At 64.7% G+C, this 18110-nt stretch carries 10 protein-coding genes; 8 read left to right on the forward strand and 2 right to left on the reverse strand.

Features of this window, described 5'->3' with window-relative positions:
• Window positions 1–29: 29 nt before the first annotated feature.
• From ACSQ19_RS09335 to ACSQ19_RS09355, 5 genes are all read left to right on the forward strand, one after another.
• Window positions 30–8771 carry a GH36-type glycosyl hydrolase domain-containing protein gene (locus tag ACSQ19_RS09335; protein ID WP_435996510.1) on the forward strand — a complete coding sequence of 2914 codons (8742 nt, stop codon included), beginning with the start codon at window positions 30–32 and terminating at the stop codon, window positions 8769–8771.
• Window positions 8772–8779: 8 nt separating this feature from the next.
• On the forward strand, window positions 8780–8989 hold the full coding sequence (locus ACSQ19_RS09340; protein WP_435996512.1) for a hypothetical protein: 210 nt from the start codon (window positions 8780–8782) through the stop codon (window positions 8987–8989).
• A 242-nt stretch (window positions 8990–9231) separates the two neighbouring features.
• Window positions 9232–9600, forward strand: coding sequence for a hypothetical protein (locus ACSQ19_RS09345; protein WP_435996514.1), 369 nt, complete (start codon window positions 9232–9234; stop codon window positions 9598–9600).
• Between the two features lie 203 nt (window positions 9601–9803).
• Window positions 9804–10676, forward strand: coding sequence for a helix-turn-helix domain-containing protein (locus ACSQ19_RS09350; protein ID WP_435996516.1), 873 nt, complete (start codon window positions 9804–9806; stop codon window positions 10674–10676).
• 133 nt (window positions 10677–10809) lie between these two features.
• Complete coding sequence (locus ACSQ19_RS09355; RefSeq protein ID WP_435996518.1) at window positions 10810–11862, forward strand: serine hydrolase domain-containing protein; 1053 nt, start codon at window positions 10810–10812, stop codon at window positions 11860–11862.
• Window positions 11863–12334: 472 nt separating this feature from the next.
• On the opposite strand, the gene ACSQ19_RS09360 is transcribed toward ACSQ19_RS09355, so the two are convergent.
• Window positions 12335–12577, reverse strand: coding sequence for a hypothetical protein (locus ACSQ19_RS09360; protein ID WP_296279200.1), 243 nt, complete (start codon window positions 12575–12577; stop codon window positions 12335–12337).
• Window positions 12578–13187: 610 nt separating this feature from the next.
• Between ACSQ19_RS09360 and ACSQ19_RS09365 the strand changes: the two genes are divergently transcribed.
• On the forward strand, window positions 13188–13640 hold the full coding sequence (locus ACSQ19_RS09365) for a fasciclin domain-containing protein (RefSeq protein ID WP_435996520.1): 453 nt from the start codon (window positions 13188–13190) through the stop codon (window positions 13638–13640).
• A gap of 1182 nt (window positions 13641–14822) precedes the next feature.
• Entirely contained in the window at window positions 14823–15086 is a 264-nt protein-coding gene (locus ACSQ19_RS09370; protein WP_435996522.1) for a hypothetical protein, read from the forward strand.
• A gap of 213 nt (window positions 15087–15299) precedes the next feature.
• On the opposite strand, the gene ACSQ19_RS09375 is transcribed toward ACSQ19_RS09370, so the two are convergent.
• Window positions 15300–15863 carry a hypothetical protein gene (locus ACSQ19_RS09375; RefSeq protein ID WP_435996524.1) on the reverse strand — a complete coding sequence of 188 codons (564 nt, stop codon included), beginning with the start codon at window positions 15861–15863 and terminating at the stop codon, window positions 15300–15302.
• A 537-nt stretch (window positions 15864–16400) separates the two neighbouring features.
• Here ACSQ19_RS09375 and ACSQ19_RS09380 point away from each other — a divergent pair.
• Window positions 16401–18083: an ABC1 kinase family protein gene (locus ACSQ19_RS09380; RefSeq protein WP_435996526.1), complete on the forward strand. Its 1683-nt coding sequence runs from the start codon at window positions 16401–16403 to the stop codon at window positions 18081–18083.
• Window positions 18084–18110 lie beyond the last annotated feature (27 nt).

The raw sequence follows: 18110 nt of genomic DNA on the forward strand, positions 1-18110 counted from the left end.
GCCGGCATTCCTGCCCCCACAGGTTCTTCATGACCAACTTCAGGCGCACCTTCGGACGCTGGCTACGCCTGCGCCGGCGGCTCAAGCGATTCCGCCGTACCCGCTTCCCCGTCGATCCCGTCGCCAAGGGCGAAGAGCCCCTCCGGGCGCAACTGCTCAGCGTCGAGCAGATGGAGGCGTACGGCCGGTCGCTTGCGCATGCGCACAAGGTGAAGATGGAGCCGACGGAAGAGCGGCTGTTGGCGCGGCTGCAGTCGAACCAGAAATTACTCGGCGAGGCGAACGACCTGCTCAACGATCTCGTTCGCGAGGAACTGAGGATCTCGCCGGCCGGCGAATGGCTGCTGGACAACTACCACGTCATCGAAGAGCAGATCCAGCTGGCGCGGCGCCACCTGCCCACGGGTTACAGCCGCCAGCTGCCTTCGCTGTCGCAGGGCGCCCTGCGCGGCCTGCCGCGGGTGTATGCGCTGACGATCGAGGCGGTCTCCCACGGTGACGGACGCATCGATGGAGAGACGCTGCGTCGCTTCATCGCAGGCTACCAAATCGTTGCGCCCCTCAAGATGGGGGAACTATGGGCCGTGCCCATCATGCTGCGCCTCGCGCTGATCGAGAACCTGCGCCGCATGGCCTCGCATGTGATGCGCGACGGCGCGCATCGTCGTTTGGCCAGTACGTGGGCAAGGCGGCTGAACCGGGCGGCGATCGACGCGCCCGGTGACGTGGTGCTGATCGTGGCGGACATGGCGCGTTCCACGCCGCCGCTGACGGGCGCATTCGTCGCCGAGCTGATCCGCCGGCTCGATAGCCGCACCGGGCCGCTGGCGCTGCCGGGCGCCTGGCTCGAACAATGGGTCGCAGCCGCGGGCTACCGGATCGATGAGCTGGTCACTGCCGAAAGCCAGCAGCAGGCCGCCGACCAGGTGTCCATCGGCAACAGCATCGGCAGCCTGCGCTTCCTCGCCACGATGGACTGGAAACGCTTCGTGGAAGACATGAGCGTCGTGGACCGGCGCCTGCAGGAAGACCCGGCAGGCATCTACGGCCTGATGGATTTCGGCACGCGCGACGCCTACCGGCACGTGATCGAGAAGATCGCACGTTCCAGTGGTGCGTCCGAGGAAGACGTGGCCGGCGTGGTGGTCACGCTCGCGCGCGACCATGCCGGGCCCGATGGGCCGGACATGCCTGACATGCCGCGCCCGCAGACCGGGCATGTGGGGTACTGGCTGCTGGACGACGGACTGGATCGCACCCGCGAGGTCGTGGCCAGGGCAGCGCCGGGCTACCGTCGCGCGCGACTCCGCCCACGGCACTATCCGCTGCTGGCGTACCTGATCCCGATCGCCGCGATCATCGCGCTGGCGACGTGGGCGCTCGTGGCCAGCGGCTATGGCGATGTTCCCCTGTGGATCGTCGTGGCGCTGTCCATCGTGGTCTTCAGCGAGCTGGGCATCGCGCTGGTCAACTGGCTGGCGACGCTGCTCGTCGCGCCCCGTCCCCTGCCACGGATGGACTTCAGCACCGGCATACCGGACACCTGTCGCTCCGTCGTCGCCGTGCCGACCATGCTGTCGAGCGAAAAAGGCATCGACAGCCTGGTCGAAGGGATGGAGGTGCGCTTCCTCGCCAATCGCGATGCGCAGCTCAGGTTCGTGTTGCTCACGGATTTCCTGGATGCGCCCAGCCAGTCGATGCCCGGCGATGAGGCGCTCGTCGCGTACGCGGCAGCGCAGATCGAACGGCTCAACCGGCGGTACGCCCCCGAGACGCTGGACCGGTTCTTCCTGCTGCACAGGCCGCGGCAATGGAACGCCTCCGAAGCCGTCTGGATGGGGTATGAACGCAAGCGCGGGAAGCTGTCGGCGCTCAACGCGCTGATCCTGGAAGGGGAGCAGGCTCCCTTCATGCGCATCGTGGGCGATGCCTCGGCGCTCCGGCATGCGAAATACGTCATCACGCTCGATACCGACACCCGCTTGCCGCGGGATGCAGCCCGGGAATTCGTGGCGACGCTGGCGCATCCGCTCAACCGTCCCGTGATCGATCCGCGACGCAACGTGGTGATCCGCGGCTACGGCATCCTGCAACCCAGTGTCGGCAGCAGCCTGAGCGGGCGCAGGCCGTCGCGCTTCGCCACGGTCTTCGGCAGCGAGCCGGGCATCGATCCGTACACGCGGACGGTCTCGGACGTCTACCAGGATCTGTTCGGCGAGGGCTCTTTCGTGGGCAAGGGCATCTACGACGTGGCGGCCTTCGAGCACGTGCTGGCGGAACGCCTGCCCGAGAACCGCATCCTCAGCCATGACCTGCTCGAAGGCTGCTTCGCCCGCGCGGGCCTGGTGAGCGACGTACGCCTGTACGAGGACTATCCGGAACGCTATGCGGCCGACACCAAGCGGCGGGCACGCTGGATGCGCGGCGACTGGCAGCTGCTGCCGTGGCTGCTGCCGCGCATCCCGACCGCCGACGGGACTTGGGAACGCAATCCGCTCAGCTGGCTCTCGCGCGGCAAGCTGCTGGACAACCTCCGGCGCAGCCTGGTGTCGATGGCGGCACTGGCGCTGTTCGTCATCGGATGGGTCCACGCGCCCCAGCCGCTGGCGTGGACGCTCATCGTGCTCGCGCTGTGGTTCGCGCCGTTGATCCTCTCGGCGCTGAAGGACGGTATGACGTTGCCCGACGACATGCCGGCGGAGTCGCACTGGGTGCAGGTCGGGCGCGCGACGGCGCGTTCCCTCCAGCGCGCCGCGCTCAACGTGGCGTGCCTCGCCCATGAAGCGTGGCTGGCCGGCGGCGCCATCGTGCGCACGCTGTGGCGACTCGGCATCAGCCGCCGCCACCTGCTGCAATGGAACCCCTCCAGCGAGGTGGAGCGATCGCTGGCCGGCGACCGGAGCGCCGACTGGCGCGGCATGTTGCCGGGCTCGGTGATCGCGGTCGGCATCGCATTCCTGCTGCTGTGGCTGCGGCCCGACGCGCTGGCGATCGCGGGACCGTTGCTGCTCGCATGGATGTGGGCCCCTGCCGTGATGACCTGGCTGAGCCATCCGCCAGAACGCGAGGATGCGGCACTCAGTACGCCCCAGCGCGCTTTCCTTGGAAAGCTATCGCGCCGCACGTGGTCGTTCTTCGAGACGTGGATCCGGGAAGAGGACCATTGGCTGCCGCCCGACAACATCCAGGAACATCCCTCGCTGGTCGTGGCCCGGCGCACGTCGCCGACGAACATCGGCTTGTCCCTGCTCGCGAATCTCGCCGCCTGGGACTTCGGCTACCTGCAGGCGGGCGCAGTCGCGGAGCGCACGCGGAACGTCTTCGACACGCTGGAGCAGCTGCCCCGGCACCGCGGTCACTTCCTCAACTGGTACGACACCTCGAACCTGCAGCCGCTTCCGCCGCGTTACGTTTCCACGGTGGACAGCGGCAACCTGGCCGGGCATCTGCTGACGTTGAGGCAGGGACTGCTGGCGATGGTCGATGCGCCCATCCTGGCGCCCACGACGTTCGGCGGCATCGCGGATACCTTCGGTATCGTCGAGGAAGAAGCGGCTGCGCAGCCTGCGCGGAGCGCCGCCGTCACCCTCGAGCTGGCGGCTTTCAGGGGCGGCCTTGCAGCCATCGACACGGATAGCGCCCTCTCGTTGGAGCAGGCGATGTCTTCGCTCACCGGCCTGCAGACGCATGCCGCGAATCTGCTGGCCGCCTGGCCGGCCCCATCCGACATGGCGCCCGGCGACCGCCACTGGCCACAGGCGTTGAGTGATGCCTGCACCGGTGCCGTGGAGGCGCTGGCGCTCTTCTTTCCGGACGCGGCCCTGCCGCGCACCGGCGCGTCGCCCGGCCGGACCATCCCGAGCCTGCGGCAACTCGCCACCGCGGGCGAGGATGCGCGGGCGTCGCGGCTGGCGCGGGAACGCATCCGTGAGCTGGAGCGGCTTGCGCACCTGGCCGGGCAGTTCTCGTTGATGGAATACGGCTTCCTGTACGACCGTTCCAGGAACCTCCTGGCGATCGGCTTCAACGTGGACGATCACCGCCTGGACAACAGCTTCTACGACCTGCTCGCATCGGAAGTGCGCCTGGGCGTGTTCGTCGCCATTGCGCAGGGGCAGCTGCCGCAGGAGAGCTGGTTCGCGCTCGGTCGCCTGCTGACCGAAGTCAATGGAATGCCCGCGCTGCTTTCCTGGAGCGGCTCGATGTTCGAGTACCTGATGCCGCAACTGGTGATGCCGGATTACCCGGACACCTTGCTCGACCAGACCATGCACAACGCGGTGGAGGCGCACATCCAGCATGGCAGGAACGTGGGGCTGCCGTGGGGTGTGTCGGAGTCGGGATACAACGCGGTCGATACGCGCATGAACTATCAGTATCGGGCGTTCGGCGTGCCCGGCCTGGGCCTCAAGCGCGGACTGAGCCAGGACAGCGTGGTCGCGCCGTACGCCAGTATGATGGCGCTGATGGTCAACCCCGAAGCGGCCTGCGAGAACCTGCAGCGCCTGCAGGCGCTGGGATTTTCCGGACGCTTCGGCCTGTACGAGGCGATCGACTACACGCCGTCGCGCGTGCCGCCGGGGCAGGAGTGCGTCCTGCTACGCTCGTTCATGGCGCATCACCAGGGCATGGGCTTCCTGTCGCTGGTGCACCTGCTCGGCAACCAGCCGATGCAGCGGCGTTTCGTCGCCGATGCGGAGTTCCAGGCGACCTTGCTCCTGCTGCAGGAACGCATTCCGCGCGTGGGCGTGTTCCATCCCCACGAGGTGGAAACGCTGGAAACCCGGACGCCGGTGGGCGAGGGCGAAGCGGTGCTGCGGGTCATCCGCGATCCGGAAGGCCCGCGTCCTGAAGTGCAACTCCTGTCCAATGGACGCTATCACGGACTTCTGAGCCACGCGGGGGGTGGTTACAGCCGCCACCACGACATGGCGACCACGCGCTGGCGCGAGGACGGCACCACCGATGCCTGGGGCACCTTCTGCTATCTGCGCGACATCGAGAGCGGGGAATTCTGGTCGGCGGCGCACCAGCCGACCTGCGTGCAGGTGGACCAGTACGAAGCCATCTTCTCCGATGCCAAGGCCGAATTCCGGGGCCGCAAGCACGGCTACGAAAGCCATCTCGAAATCGCCATCTCGCCCGAGGACGACATGGAGCTGAGGCGGCTGAAGATCGCCAATCGCAGCCGCCGCGCGCGCACCATCGAGATCACCACCTACGCGGAAGTCGTGCTTGCGCCGCCCGCGTCTGACGACGCGCACCCGGCGTTCAGCAACCTCTTCGTGCAGACCGAGATCGTGCGCGAGAAGCAGGCACTGTTATGCACGCGGCGGCCGCGCGCGCACGATGAGGTGCCGCCGTGGCTGGTTCACTTGGTCGCCGTGCACGATGCCGACGTGGCCACGATCTCCTACGAGACGGACCGGTCGGCATTCCTCGGTCGCGGCAATACCCCGCGTGCGCCGAAGGCCTTGAGGGGCGCAGTGGCGCTGTCCGACAGCGAAGGTTCCGTCCTGGACCCGATCGTGGCGATCCGCGTGCGGGTGACGCTGGAACCGGAGCAGGTGGTGCAGGTCGACATGGTCTACGGCGTGGCGGCGAGTCGCGAGGCCAGCGAGACGCTGATCGACCGCTATCGCGACCGTCGCTTGGCCGACCGCGTCTTCGATCTCGCATGGACGCACAGCCAGGTCGTGCGTCGCCAGATCAACGCCACCGTCGCCGAGGCGCAGTTGTACGAGCGGCTCGCCAGCCTGGTGGTCTACGCCAATCCGCATCTGCGTGCGCCCGCGGATGTCCTGCAGCAGAACCAGCGCGGCCAGTCGGGGCTGTGGGGGCATGCGATTTCCGGCGACCTGCCGATCGTGCTGCTCAAGGTTCACGACGCCGACAACATCGAGGTGGTGCGGCAACTGGTGCAGGCGCATGCGTACTGGCGGCTCAAGGGACTGCGCGCCGATCTGGTCATCTGGAACGACAGCAAGGCCGGTTATCGGCAGCAGTTGCAGGACCAGATCCTGGGCATGATCTCGGCCGACGCGGAGGCTTCCGTCCTCGATCGGCCGGGCGGCATCTTCGTGCGGCCCGCGCAGAACATGTCGCAGGAAGATCGGACGCTGCTGCAGGCGGTCGCCCGCGTGCTCATCGACGATCGGGAAGGCACGTTGGCCGCGCAGCTCGGACGGCTGGTCCCGCCGAAGCCCTGGCCGGCCGCATTCGCGCCGCGACCGGCTGCCGACGACGCGTTGAGCACCCCTGCGTCGGACGCGGGCGACGAGAACGAAGAGATCGACCCGCGCAGCGGGCTTCCCGCACCATGGGAAGGCGACGAAGAGCAGCGGGAAGCGCTGTGGCCGTTCCTTCCGGTGGAAGCGGAGCGCATGTTCGACAACGGGATCGGCGCGTTCACCGGCGACGGCCGCGAGTACGTCGTGGTGTCGCGCGAAGGCATGCCGACGCCCGCCCCCTGGTGCAACGTGCTGGCCAACGATGCGTTCGGCTGCGTCGTCAGCGAGAGTTCGCCGGGCTACACCTGGTTCGAGAACGCGCATGAGTACCGCCTGAGTCCCTGGCACAACGATCCCGTCTCCGATGTGGGCGGCGAGGCGTTCTACCTGCGCGACGATGCAAGTGGCGAGATCTGGTCGCCCACGCCGCTTCCTTGCCGGGGCAGCGGCGACTACCGGACGCGCCACGGGTTCGGCTATACCGTCTACGAACACCAGGAACGCGGCATCCACACCGAGTTGTGGATCTATGTGGGGGTCGACGAGGCGGTCAAGCACTCCATGCTCCGCATCCGCAACGTGTCGGGCCGCATGCGCACGCTGTCGGCGTTCGGTTACGTCGAATGGGTGCTGGGCGACCTGCGCCACAAGTGCAGGATGCACGTGGTGACCGAAGTGGATCCGGTCAGCGGTGCGTTGATGGCGCACAATCCTTTCAACACCGAGTTCGCCGGCAGGACGGTGTTCTTCGACACCGACGCCAGCGGCTGCAGCTGGACGTCCGACCGCATCGAATTCGTGGGGCGTAACGGAGGTTTGCACCGTCCCGCCGCCCTGAGCCGCGAACGGTTGAGCGGACGTGTCGGCGTCGGGCTCGATCCCTGCGCCGCGATACAGGTGCCGATGACGCTGGGCCCGGGCGAGGAGCGCGAGGTGGCTTTCCGGCTGGGCGCGGCGAAGGACCGCGACAGCGCGCTGGCGATGGCGCGTCGCCCGCAAGGCATGCACGACGCGCACGATGCACTGGACGCGGCGCGCATCCATTGGCGGGGTCTGCTGGACTCGATCCAGGTCCGTACGCCGGATGCCGCCTTCGACGCGCTCGCCAATGGCTGGCTGCTCTACCAGACGCTCGGATGCCGCTATCTGGCGCGCAGCGGCTATTACCAGTCCGGAGGCGCGTTCGGCTTCCGGGACCAGCTGCAGGACACGATGGCGACCATCCATGCGCGTCCCGACCTGAGCCGCCGGCACCTGCTCACCAGCGCTGCGCACCAGTTCCCGCAGGGCGACGTCATGCACTGGTGGCATCCGCCGCAGGGACGCGGTGTCAGGACGCGCTGCTCGGACGACTATCTCTGGTTGCCGCTGGCCACCAGCCGCTACCTCGAAGTGACGGCGGACCGTACCGTGCTCGACGAAATCGTCGGTTTCGTCGAGGGCAGGGAGGTCAATCCCGATGAGGAAGGCTATTACGACATGCCGGCCCCCTCTGCACTCCGGAAGACGCTCTACGACCATTGCGTCCTGGCGTTGCGGCGCGGCTGCCGTCTGCTGGGCGAGCGCGGGCTGCCGTTGATCGCCACCGGCGACTGGAACGACGGCATGAATCGCGTGGGCGAAGGCGGGCGCGGCGAGAGCGTCTGGCTGGGTTTCTTCCTGGTGGACACGCTGCGGAAATTCATTCCCGTGGCCGAGGCGCGCGGCGATGCGGAGGTCGCGCGCTGGTGCGCCGAGCAGGCGGATGCGCTCGGCGTCGCGCTGGAGACGCACGCCTGGGATGGCGAGTGGTATCGCCGTGCATGGTTCGACGATGGCACCGCGATCGGCTCGTCCAGCAGCGACGAGTGCAGGATCGATTCGATCTCGCAGAGCTGGTCGGTGCTCTCCGGCGTGGCCGACGCCACGCGTGGCCAGCGGGCCCTCGATGCCCTCTACACGAAGCTGGTGAAGCCCGAGGCCGGCCTGGTGCAGCTTCTCGATCCGCCTTTCGACCGGACGACGCATGATCCGGGCTACATCCGCGGCTATGTCCCGGGGGTGCGCGAGAACGGTGGGCAGTACACGCATGCGGCGGTATGGGCGGCGATGGCGTTCGCGCATGCCGGCGACCCCGAGCGTGCGTGGGAACTGGCCCGCATGATCAATCCCGTCAACCACGCGCTGGATGCCGACGCCGTCCAGGTATACAAGGCGGAGCCGTACGTCATGGCCGCCGATGTCTACGCGGTGGCGCCCCACACCGGCCGCGGCGGCTGGACCTGGTACACCGGATCCGCCGGCTGGATGTATCGGTTGATGATCGAATCGGTGCTGGGCGTGCGACGCAAGGGCGATGTCCTGACGCTGGATCCGCGTACGCCGTCGGCATGGGAGGCATTCGAAGTGCGATACCGCTTCGGCAGCGCGACCTACCGTATCAGCGTCACCCGGGGAACGTCGGGTGACCCGACGGTGATGCTGGATGGCGTAGCGCGCGACGCTCTCGACATCCCCCTGGTAGACGATGGAAAGCTGCATCGTGTCGTCTACACGACGTGAGACCAGGCATGGCGCTGCGACCCACCACCGAAGCGAAGTGGCGCAACCTGGTCGACGCGCTCCCCGAGTGGACGAGCCGCGTGCGTCATCCAGCGCAGTTCTGGCCCCAGTTCCACGCCCTGGTCCATGAAATGGAGCGCGAATGCGGCCCGCGTGAATTAGCGGAGCTGCGCGATCGGGTAAGGGCGCTTGTTGCGAGCCTTGGTGCGGCGGAATGATGGGTGGCTGCCGGCCGACATCCGACCCGCCAGTCCCATGGTTTGACTAAGCGCGTGTACCTCTACAGCCTGCCTGCTACGCATGCGGATCATCGAAGGTGGGCAGCGTGAAAAGCATCGCCAAAGCGTCATCGACACGACCGACTTGCCGACGTGCGTTGTGCCTTCTGTTCTGCACCGCATTCACAGTCGCCGCGGCACCCGCACCTGCGCCGGCAGCAGCGCCAGCACCCACCGCTGCCATGATGCCGACGGCCGATCGCCTCGAGATCGAGCGGCAGCTGACCGAAGAGGTGCAGGCGCGAGTCAACCGGCAGAAGCGGATCGAGGGACAGGGCAAGGACGTATCCGTGCATGTCGAATTCGACCGCGCCAGCACCCGAGTGATCGTGGATCTGGGTCGCGGCTATGTCCCCAGGTATGCCGGAGGCGAACTGGAAGACCTGCAAGCGCAACTGAGGACCGTCGTCGAGGAACTGCTGATGGGCCTGGTGGACTTCAGCGGCGTCCAGTTCCGCTACGACGGAAAATCGATCCAGCACTTCCATCCCGATCCGCCGCGGCCGACGTTCCGCTCATCCACCCAGAGCCCGATGGGGTCCCCGCACTGAGACGGTATCCCGTCGGTCCGTCCGCCTTCGATCGGAAGCGGACGTCGGCGGGTAGCGACGTGCTTTCGCGCAGCCATGGAATGGAATCCACGTCGGAACAGTAGGCCTGCATCGGCCTATTCTCGGTTTCGTCGCCTGTCGGTGTGCGCTGCGCCTGGTGGATGCCAGGATCGCCGCGTCTCAAGTGTGGCGGGGAGCAGGGCTTGCGCGTATTGACGGAGGACTTGCCCGTTCGAGAAGAACGGACCGGTACTGAAGGTGTCGCGCTTCCGGCGGGTCAGTTGCCTGCTCGCCGTGCCGGCTGCGCGGGCACTGGAGAGATCCTCGTGCTACCCAGTGGCGTGCAGCTGGCGCGACTTGTACCTACGATCCCCGCCAGAGAGTTGCCCAGGCATTCGCACGAAGAGGCGCACCTGGTTCTGGTGTTGAGCGGGAAGTACATCACGTCCGCCCAGCGTGGTCCTTCTGCCTGTCCGGAAGGCGCTCTCATCTACAACGCGCCCGGTACCACCCATCGCGACAGGTTTCATGACCTGAAGGGGGAGTTCGTCACGATGATGATCCCGGAGTCATTGAGGTTGCAGTGGGGGGATCGCCTGGATCGTGGGGCGCGCCATGTCGGCCGAACGGGCCAGGCGCTGGCTTCGGGAATTGCCACCGCCATGATGTCGTGGCAGGACGACGATGTCAGCCTGGCCCAGGTCCTGCTGGACGAACTGCTGGCCGGGATCAGTGGACCGGAGGACGACGTGCGGCGCACGCCAGGATGGATGCTCTTGGCAGAGGCCTACCTGCGGGATCTGCACGACAGGCCTGCCGACATGGCCCGGCTCGCCAGTATCTGCGATGTCCATCCCGTCCATCTCGCTCGTGTGTTCCGGATGCGGCACGGATGCACGCCTGTCGAATACTCGAGGAAACTTCGCCTTGAGCGCGCCGCCGCAGAACTGCTTCGAGGCAGTGACTCCATCGCGGAGGTCGCGTCGGCCTTCGGGTTCTCCGACCAGAGCCACTTCCATCGTCTCTTCAAGCGCGCATACGGCCGCTCCCCCTCCCTCTATCGACGGTTTGGCTGAATAGCCATGTTGCCGCCGTGCAAGCCATGCGGCACTGAGCAGACCATCATCCACCCAGTCCCTTCGGCCCTACCTTCAGGATTTCCGCATGCACGCACGCCTTTGTAGCGCAGTCATTCTTCTCGCCCTTCCCATGGCAGTCATCGCCAGCGACAACACGTCGCAGGACTGGCCGATGGCCGATCCGGTCAAGGCCGGCCTGGATCCGACCGCGTTTGCCGAACTGGAGCGCGCGGTCGGCGCCGGTGAGTTCAAGCAGATCACGAGCATCCTCGTCGCCAGGGATGGGGCCTTGGTCTACGAACGCTACTTCGACGAAGGTGGGCGCGATGCGAGACGCAACACGCGTTCCGCCACCAAGACGGTGGCCGGCATGCTGGCAGGCATTGCGATCGCCGAAGGAAAGATGGCCGGGCCCGATGCTCCTGTACTTCCGATGCTGAACCGAGCACCTCCCGCCAATCCAGATGCGCGCAAGCAGGCGATTACGGTCGGAGACCTGATGACCATGTCGTCGCTGCTCGAGTGCGACGACTGGAACCAGTGGTCGCGCGGCAATGAGGAGCGGATGTACCTGATAGAGGACTGGGTAGGGTTCTACCTGGACTTGCCCATGCAGGGGTTTGCCGCCTGGATGACGCCTCCCGAACGGGCGCCCTACGGTCGTAGCTTCCGCTACTGCACCGCCGGCGTCACGACATTGGGTGCCGCCATTCAGGGCGCTACCGGCATCCCGCTTCAGGACTATGCAAAAGACAGGTTGTTCGGTCCCTTGGGCATCGATGCGCCCGAGTGGCAGTTCTCGCCTTTGGGTCTGGCCCAGGCGGGCGGCGGCCTCGGCTTGCGCAGCCGAGACCTCCTGAAACTGGGCGAGCTTTATCGTCGCGGAGGGCAGTGGGAGGGCCGTCAACTCGTGCCCGCCAATTGGGTGGCGGAATCCTTAAGGCCGCATGCACGCATCGAAGAAGGGATCGACTATGGATACCTGTGGTGGCTCCATCATGAGACCAGCGCCGGCCGGTCGTTCGACTCCTATGCCATGAATGGCACGGGAGGAAACACGGTGCGCGTATTCCCGAAGGAGCGGATGGTCGTGGTCATCACGACGACCAACTATCAGGTGCAGAACGCCCCGAGGCTCACATTCCAGCTTCTCAACCAGAAGCTCTTGCCCGCGATAAGGTAGAGGTGACGTCCGCTCCTGGCCGGAAACGGACATCCGCGAGATGGGACTGGCACAGCAGATAAGGGATCACCGCGACCCAGTCAACGTGTGCCCACACCAGAATGAGACCAATGAAGTCCTCAAGCAGCCGCCGCTACCGTCCGACGGCCTGTGCGCCCATTGAGATCAATGTAAAGAAATAGCCATCGGCATCCAGTATCGAGCGTAGCCTCTGCTCCACTGGGATCCGGTTGAAGTCATATCTTGCCCACAGGCCGTAACTGGGGCGAATCGCGTGACCGGCATCGTTCTGCGTCCGGCGGCTGACGCCAACGTCTGGCGAGTCGCAAGCCGTAGCCCATATCGACCTCAGTGCGAGCGGGCCAATTGACTGGCCAAGGCCAAGACGAAGAACGAAGACCTGCCTTCTTTCGTTCTGAGCCTTCGTTCGATAGGCACGTAGTGGCATGAGTCCTGATCGCTCCTATGACAACTAATGGAACATTCCAGGCCACAGAGAATGGTGTGTAGATGCATGCCACTGCTCTGCGCGGGAAAGGGCCTCTGGCTTCGTCAGGTCGGCCTTGGCGAAGAAGAACCAGCAGGCATCCCCGCCATGATTTCTCTGCTCATGAACGAGGCGAAACGAATTCAATCGGGAATCCATCTCCGGATCGAGGCGCCCTTCAATGCACTCAACGCTCTGCAACGAAATAACCAACGAGATGCTATCCATGACTGCGATGCTGTGTGCCCGAGGTCACGAGCGCCAAGCCGCGTCGCGTGCTCGGTCCTATACGACGAGGCGCAGGCGTTCTCCAAGACCAGAAGAACGCTTCCTCTTCGATAGACTGGTCGCGTGGCCGCGCGATGCGTTGAGCAAGATTGGACTGGGCTACTACGAAAGAGGGTTCGATCACGTCATCAAGGACGGGCCATCCCTCATTCTCGGCACACTGCAACGCGCAATCCCTCAACGCATGAGTGACGCTCTGGAAAGGGGATTCGGTCGATACGACACGATGTCGTTTGATAGTCATGGCAGCTCCGGCACATTGTGCGAACCGGCACACTGCGGGCGCGAAAGCTAACCAAGCATCGGAATTCCGCGTCGCATGACGCTACCACGTTTCTTCACGTGGCGGCAGACTATTCCTGCCAGCGTCACGCCAGACTAACAACCAAAGGCGCAGGGTGCAAAAGTTGCGGTGCAATACCGTATCGGCTGCTCAGCCGCGTTCCACCCCTCCTACTCTCCGCATTGAGCTCGTGCCTGGCATTTCGCCTGGCCACGGCTTTGGCCGTCCGCTTGACCCTGATACGGGTCCACTTCGTAGGAAATTCCCATGGAAATGCAACAGAAAGAAGGCCTCGCCCAGCAGAACCTTTTGGGCACGCTGAAGACCAACAAATCCTTCTCGACCTTTATCAATGCCGTCGACAAGGCAGGCCTTACGGCCTCGCTGGCAGGTGATGAGCAATACACGCTCTTCGCCCCCACCGACGAAGCGTTCTCTGGCCTGCCGGCAGGCGCGCTCGACCGGTTGCTCGAGCCTGCCAACAAGGATGAGTTGGCTTCATTGATCAACTATCACCTGGTCAGTGGCCGTAAGACGACGACCGACGTCGGGAAGTGGCAATTGGCCCGCACGGTGCAAGGCCAGGCTGCGCCGATCAAGGTCACTGAAGGCAAGCTCAGCATTGGCGCCGCTCGCGTCACGCTTCCGGACATTCTTGCCAAGAACGGCGTGATCCACGGTATCGACAAGGTCAACCTTCCGGAATCCAAACCCAACTAAGGTGCGGATGCAAAGGACTGCTTGCGGCGGGAGGAAATTCCCGCCGCATCGCTTCTTCGGCGACAGAACTTCCCATGGGCCCACCCATCAAACCCCACGCATCAACCTCGATCGGCGTCGGTACGGACCGGCCCAAGGCGGCTGCCGCCCTTATGAACAAGATCGCATATCAGCTGAGACCGGCAAGCAAGACGACCATGTCGCCCTGCGTGCGATGCTGTAGGCCAAGTCCAGGCGGCCAGCCTTGTGCGAAGTGTCTGACAGACGAGTTGGGCACCCTCATCAACAATTTTGGTGCGGCGTCGCGCTGGCTCGAATCGACCAAACAAGCAAGCCAGGACGAAGGTACGGTACTCCGCTATGCGGGACTCGCAGAAGCGAACTGATTGCCTCGAGTCCTCGTGCAGAGTCCTGTCCGCTTTCCAGTCATTCGGAAATGTTTCTGCGTCATACGGGGAAGTGGGATCTACCGCGACGTCGCTGCCACTCATGCGAACAACTCCTGATCCCCGGAATGCCGGTTAGCACGAGGCTGCGCCAACCGATGAAACTCTCTGCAGAATCACGCCGGTGTACTGCCTCCGATTTCGTAGCACTCCCGGTGGGCGACAGCCATCGTACGAACCGGAGGTTATGGAGATGCGAACAGTTTCCGAACTCAGCACTATTCTTAGCGAGAGCATGGCAAGGCTTCGCGACGGCCAAGTAGGGCCTGACGCTCGAGAGTTCGTACGGAAATTGCGTATCCAATTGCGTGATGACGCTCCCCAAGATGCGCGACTGGCCATGTTCGTGAGTCTCGTCGCAATGGAAACAATGCTGGACAAGAGAGAGGCAGCGTTGCGCCACTCTGCAACGAGGGCTACGCCCGCCGTGGTCTAAGCACTTTGGCATCAATCCACATACGCCTCTTTATAGATCCTGGTCTGCGCGACATGCTGTCCGCTTCAGACCTAAAGCGGACATCCTGCAGTGGCAGTAGTTGCGGTCAGTTCACCCGATGAGGTTAGCTTGAGACGAGGTCGAATGAGGCATCGCCCGCTCGCTCCACGTCATCGGGTCGCTTGTCAGCCCACCCCAGTCGCCTCAAGGCCAAATCGTGCCAGTCCATCGTGCTACCGGGTGGTACCAGGGGGAATGCCTGCGGGTCCATTCGGAAGCGTAGATGAGGATGGGGTCGCCATGATTGGCATCCTGCTGGATGGGTCGGCAGCGTATGGCGACCGGCTGGACTGCGCCAATCACCTGGGTGAATACATCGATGATGATGTGGAGAGCGCGCTGTGTCATATCGCATGTAATCTAGCGGAGGATGAGGATCTGGTTGAAGACTGTGGCGAGGCTTTGGCAAGTGTTCGGTTGAAGAGAGGTCGTGTTAGTCACGAGCTTCTTTCCAGGCTTCCCCGTCGCGTGCAATTGATGGCGCAAGCCGTACTGGATTCTTAGAAGAGTTCGGTAGTTGGAGGGGCTACAACCAAGGTCAGCGAGGAATACACCCAGCGTGTTTTTTCTTATGCGGCTTCTGAGATGCCCGTTTTTGGCCGGAAGCGGTCGCTATCCGCGGGCACCTGTCCAGCGCATGTGCTTCCGCAAGACTCAATACTTGCGTTTACTGAAAACATTCCGATGTGCGGCTGCCTGTTTCACCCGCCAGTACCGTTAGAACCCGCAAAGTGCTCGCCTGAGTGAGTGCCGGAGAGGGAGTACGTGGCGGACATTCGACTGCTGGATGGTGGCCACGCACGGCGGCTCGAGCTGTTGACGGGTATTGCGGATGATCTGGACCGATCGGTCGCCAGCGTCGATCGGGTTCTCTGCGGTGGCCCCAAAGAGGATCTGGAGTTGGCGTGGACGGACGCGCTTGTCCGCTACGGACGGTGCTTCGGGAAGGGTGTGCCCGCATGGGGTGCGTCCCGGATACTCGGAGGTCTGAGCGAGATACTCCTTGTCCGGCACCGTCACTTCCGGCGTCTGAGAGATACGCTCGTCAGCCACCCTGGTGGGATTGGACGCACTTACAGAAGCGAAGCGGTGCTGGATGCGGGCGATGTTCCGCACGTACGCTGCGAGCCGGTCCCCATGTTCGTACTGGGGCAGCTGGAAGCCATGGACTTTGCAGAGCTGTTGTCCACGGTTCGCGAGCTGGTCGGACGACTGCGGTTCGAAGTCGAGAACGAGCTTCGCTTCGACCTGGCAGAGATGTCCGATGAACAGTTTCGACAACTGCCTTTGCCGGCTCGCTTGGACGGCAATCAAGCATAGTGTTGGTGGGACCCTATCGGGTTCCAACCCTGAGCGGGCATCTGCATGAGTGCGCTCGCCTACTTGCCGGACAGGATTTGTGGCTCGTCATACTTCAGCAACCAGTGCTCGGGCCCACGCCGCAGCGCAGGGCACAGTGGCGCACGAAACGCTTGGTGGCTCTCCCGCCGTAGTCGACGCCCTCTATGGCGTGCCTTCCGATGCACGTCCGGATAGCCCTTCTCCGGATCCGGGCGTCCGCTGCGCGGCGGCTTTGGGCTATTCGATTCTTCGCTGTGCACGTCATAGTTGCGGTACTTGTCGTGGGTACTGGCATCCTGAGCATCGCTGCCGGGATTCAGTGGGGACACGGATTGCCTGTCGGGATCGCCGTGGTCTTGTGATCGGCTCGATGGCAGGCATGCGTGGTGATGGAAGCGTGATGTGGCGGCCTCGACATTCACCCGATGCTCACCGGCTGCGCGAACAATCCGTCATGGATCGACACGAGGCACATGCATGACTACCGCCCCCCTACCGCCGAGCGAGGGCAAGCTTTCCCGTCGCGCGGCCATCCTGCATTTCCTGTTCCGTTACCGGAAATCCGGCGTCTTCCACGGACTGACGCTTGAGCCGGCGATGCTGGAAGCCGACGCGGTGGAAGAGGGCAGTCCGGAACGCTTCGCCGACGAACTTGAAGCATTGGGACCTACGTTCGTGAAGCTGGGCCAGATGCTGTCCACGCGTCCGGACCTGGTGCCGCCCGCGTACGCGTCCGCACTGGAGCGGATGCAGGAGAAAGTGTCCCCGGTGCCGTTCGAGGTGATCCGTGAACAGGTAGAGGAATCGCTGGGCGTGCGCATCAGCAAGGCCTACGCCAGCTTCGACGAAACCCCGCTGGGCTGCGCCTCGCTGGCGCAGGTGCATCGCGCCACGCTGCGCGACGGCCGCGAGGTGGCGGTGAAGGTGCAACGGCCCGGCGTGGCGCAGCAGCTGATGAGCGACCTCGAGCTGCTGCGCGGCATCACCGATACGGCGGACCGATTCACCAGCGTCGGCCGCAACGTGCGCTTCTCCGAATGGCTGGGCGAGTTCTCCCGCTCGCTGACCGCCGAACTCGATTACGTGGCAGAAGCCGAGAACCTGGACCGCTTCAGGCTGCATCTGGCGCCGTTCCGACAACTCTGGGTGCCCGCGCCGATCTGGGACTACACGGGCAAGCGCGTGCTGACGATGGAGCTGGCCGATGGCCGCCGCGTGGATGAAATCTCCGGACTGCGCCGGACCGAGCAGGGCATGACGCCGCTGGCCGAGGATCTGCTGCGAGGCTATCTGGACCAGATTTTCGTACATGGCGAGATCCATGCCGATCCGCATCCCGGCAACCTGCGCGTCACCCAAGACGGGCGGCTGGCGATCTTCGATCTGGGCATGGTGGCCAACCTGCCGCCGCGCCAGCGCGACCGCCTGCTGAAGCTTCTGTTCGCCGCGGTGGACGGTCGCGGGGAACAGGTGGCGGAGGAGTGCATCGCACTCGGCATCCGCCTAGAAGACTACGACGAGCCGCGTTTCCTGCGCGAAGTCGGACAACTGGTGGCCCGCTACGGTGCGCACCAGACGTCGATGTCGGAAGGTCGGGTGGTGCTGGAGCTGGTGCGCATTGCGACCCATTGCGGCCTGCGGCCCCCGCCCGAGCTGAGCCTGCTCGGCAAGACGTTGTTGAACCTCGATGCGGTCTGCCACCTTCTGTCGCCCGAACTCGACACCCAGGGCGTGGTGGAGGACCAGCTGCAGCACGTCATGCGTGCCCGCCTGCGCAAGTCGCTTTCCTCTCCCAACGTGGCCAGCGAGATGATGGAAGTACAGGCCTTGCTGCGCGACGGTCCACGCAAGCTGTCGGACATCCTGTCGCTGGTGGCCGAGAACCGGTTCCAGCTTCGGGTCACCGGGCTGGAAGAGTCGCGGCTGATGGAAAACCTGCAGAAGATCGCCAACCGCATTGCGGTAGGTGTGATCACAGCCTCGCTGATCCTGGCGTCGGCGATGATGATGCGGGTGTCGTCCACGCACACGTTGTGGGGATATCCGGTGGTGGCGCTGGTCCTGTTCCTGCTGGGCGTGGCGCTGGGTGCCGGCATCATCGTCAGTTCGCTGCTCAGCGACCACCGCGCGCGTTCGCGTGAGGAGCGCGGCCCGCGCTGATGCGTCCCGCGTCCGCGTTGCCTCCGT

This window comes from Pseudoxanthomonas sp. LjRoot127 (assembly GCF_964253495.1).
Classification (GTDB): domain Bacteria; phylum Pseudomonadota; class Gammaproteobacteria; order Xanthomonadales; family Xanthomonadaceae; genus Pseudoxanthomonas_A.

Coding starts and splice junctions, on each gene's coding strand:
- ACSQ19_RS09340 (WP_435996512.1), top strand. CDS start 8,780: ATGGCGCTGCGACCCACCACCGAAGCGAAGTGGCGCAACCTGGTCGAC.
- ACSQ19_RS09370 (WP_435996522.1), top strand. CDS start 14,823: ATGATTGGCATCCTGCTGGATGGGTCGGCAGCGTATGGCGACCGGCTG.
- ACSQ19_RS09345 (WP_435996514.1), top strand. CDS start 9,232: ATGATGCCGACGGCCGATCGCCTCGAGATCGAGCGGCAGCTGACCGAA.
- ACSQ19_RS09360 (WP_296279200.1), bottom strand. CDS start 12,577: ATGGATAGCATCTCGTTGGTTATTTCGTTGCAGAGCGTTGAGTGCATT.
- ACSQ19_RS09380 (WP_435996526.1), top strand. CDS start 16,401: ATGACTACCGCCCCCCTACCGCCGAGCGAGGGCAAGCTTTCCCGTCGC.
- ACSQ19_RS09365 (WP_435996520.1), top strand. CDS start 13,188: ATGGAAATGCAACAGAAAGAAGGCCTCGCCCAGCAGAACCTTTTGGGC.
- ACSQ19_RS09355 (WP_435996518.1), top strand. CDS start 10,810: ATGGCAGTCATCGCCAGCGACAACACGTCGCAGGACTGGCCGATGGCC.
- ACSQ19_RS09335 (WP_435996510.1), top strand. CDS start 30: ATGACCAACTTCAGGCGCACCTTCGGACGCTGGCTACGCCTGCGCCGG.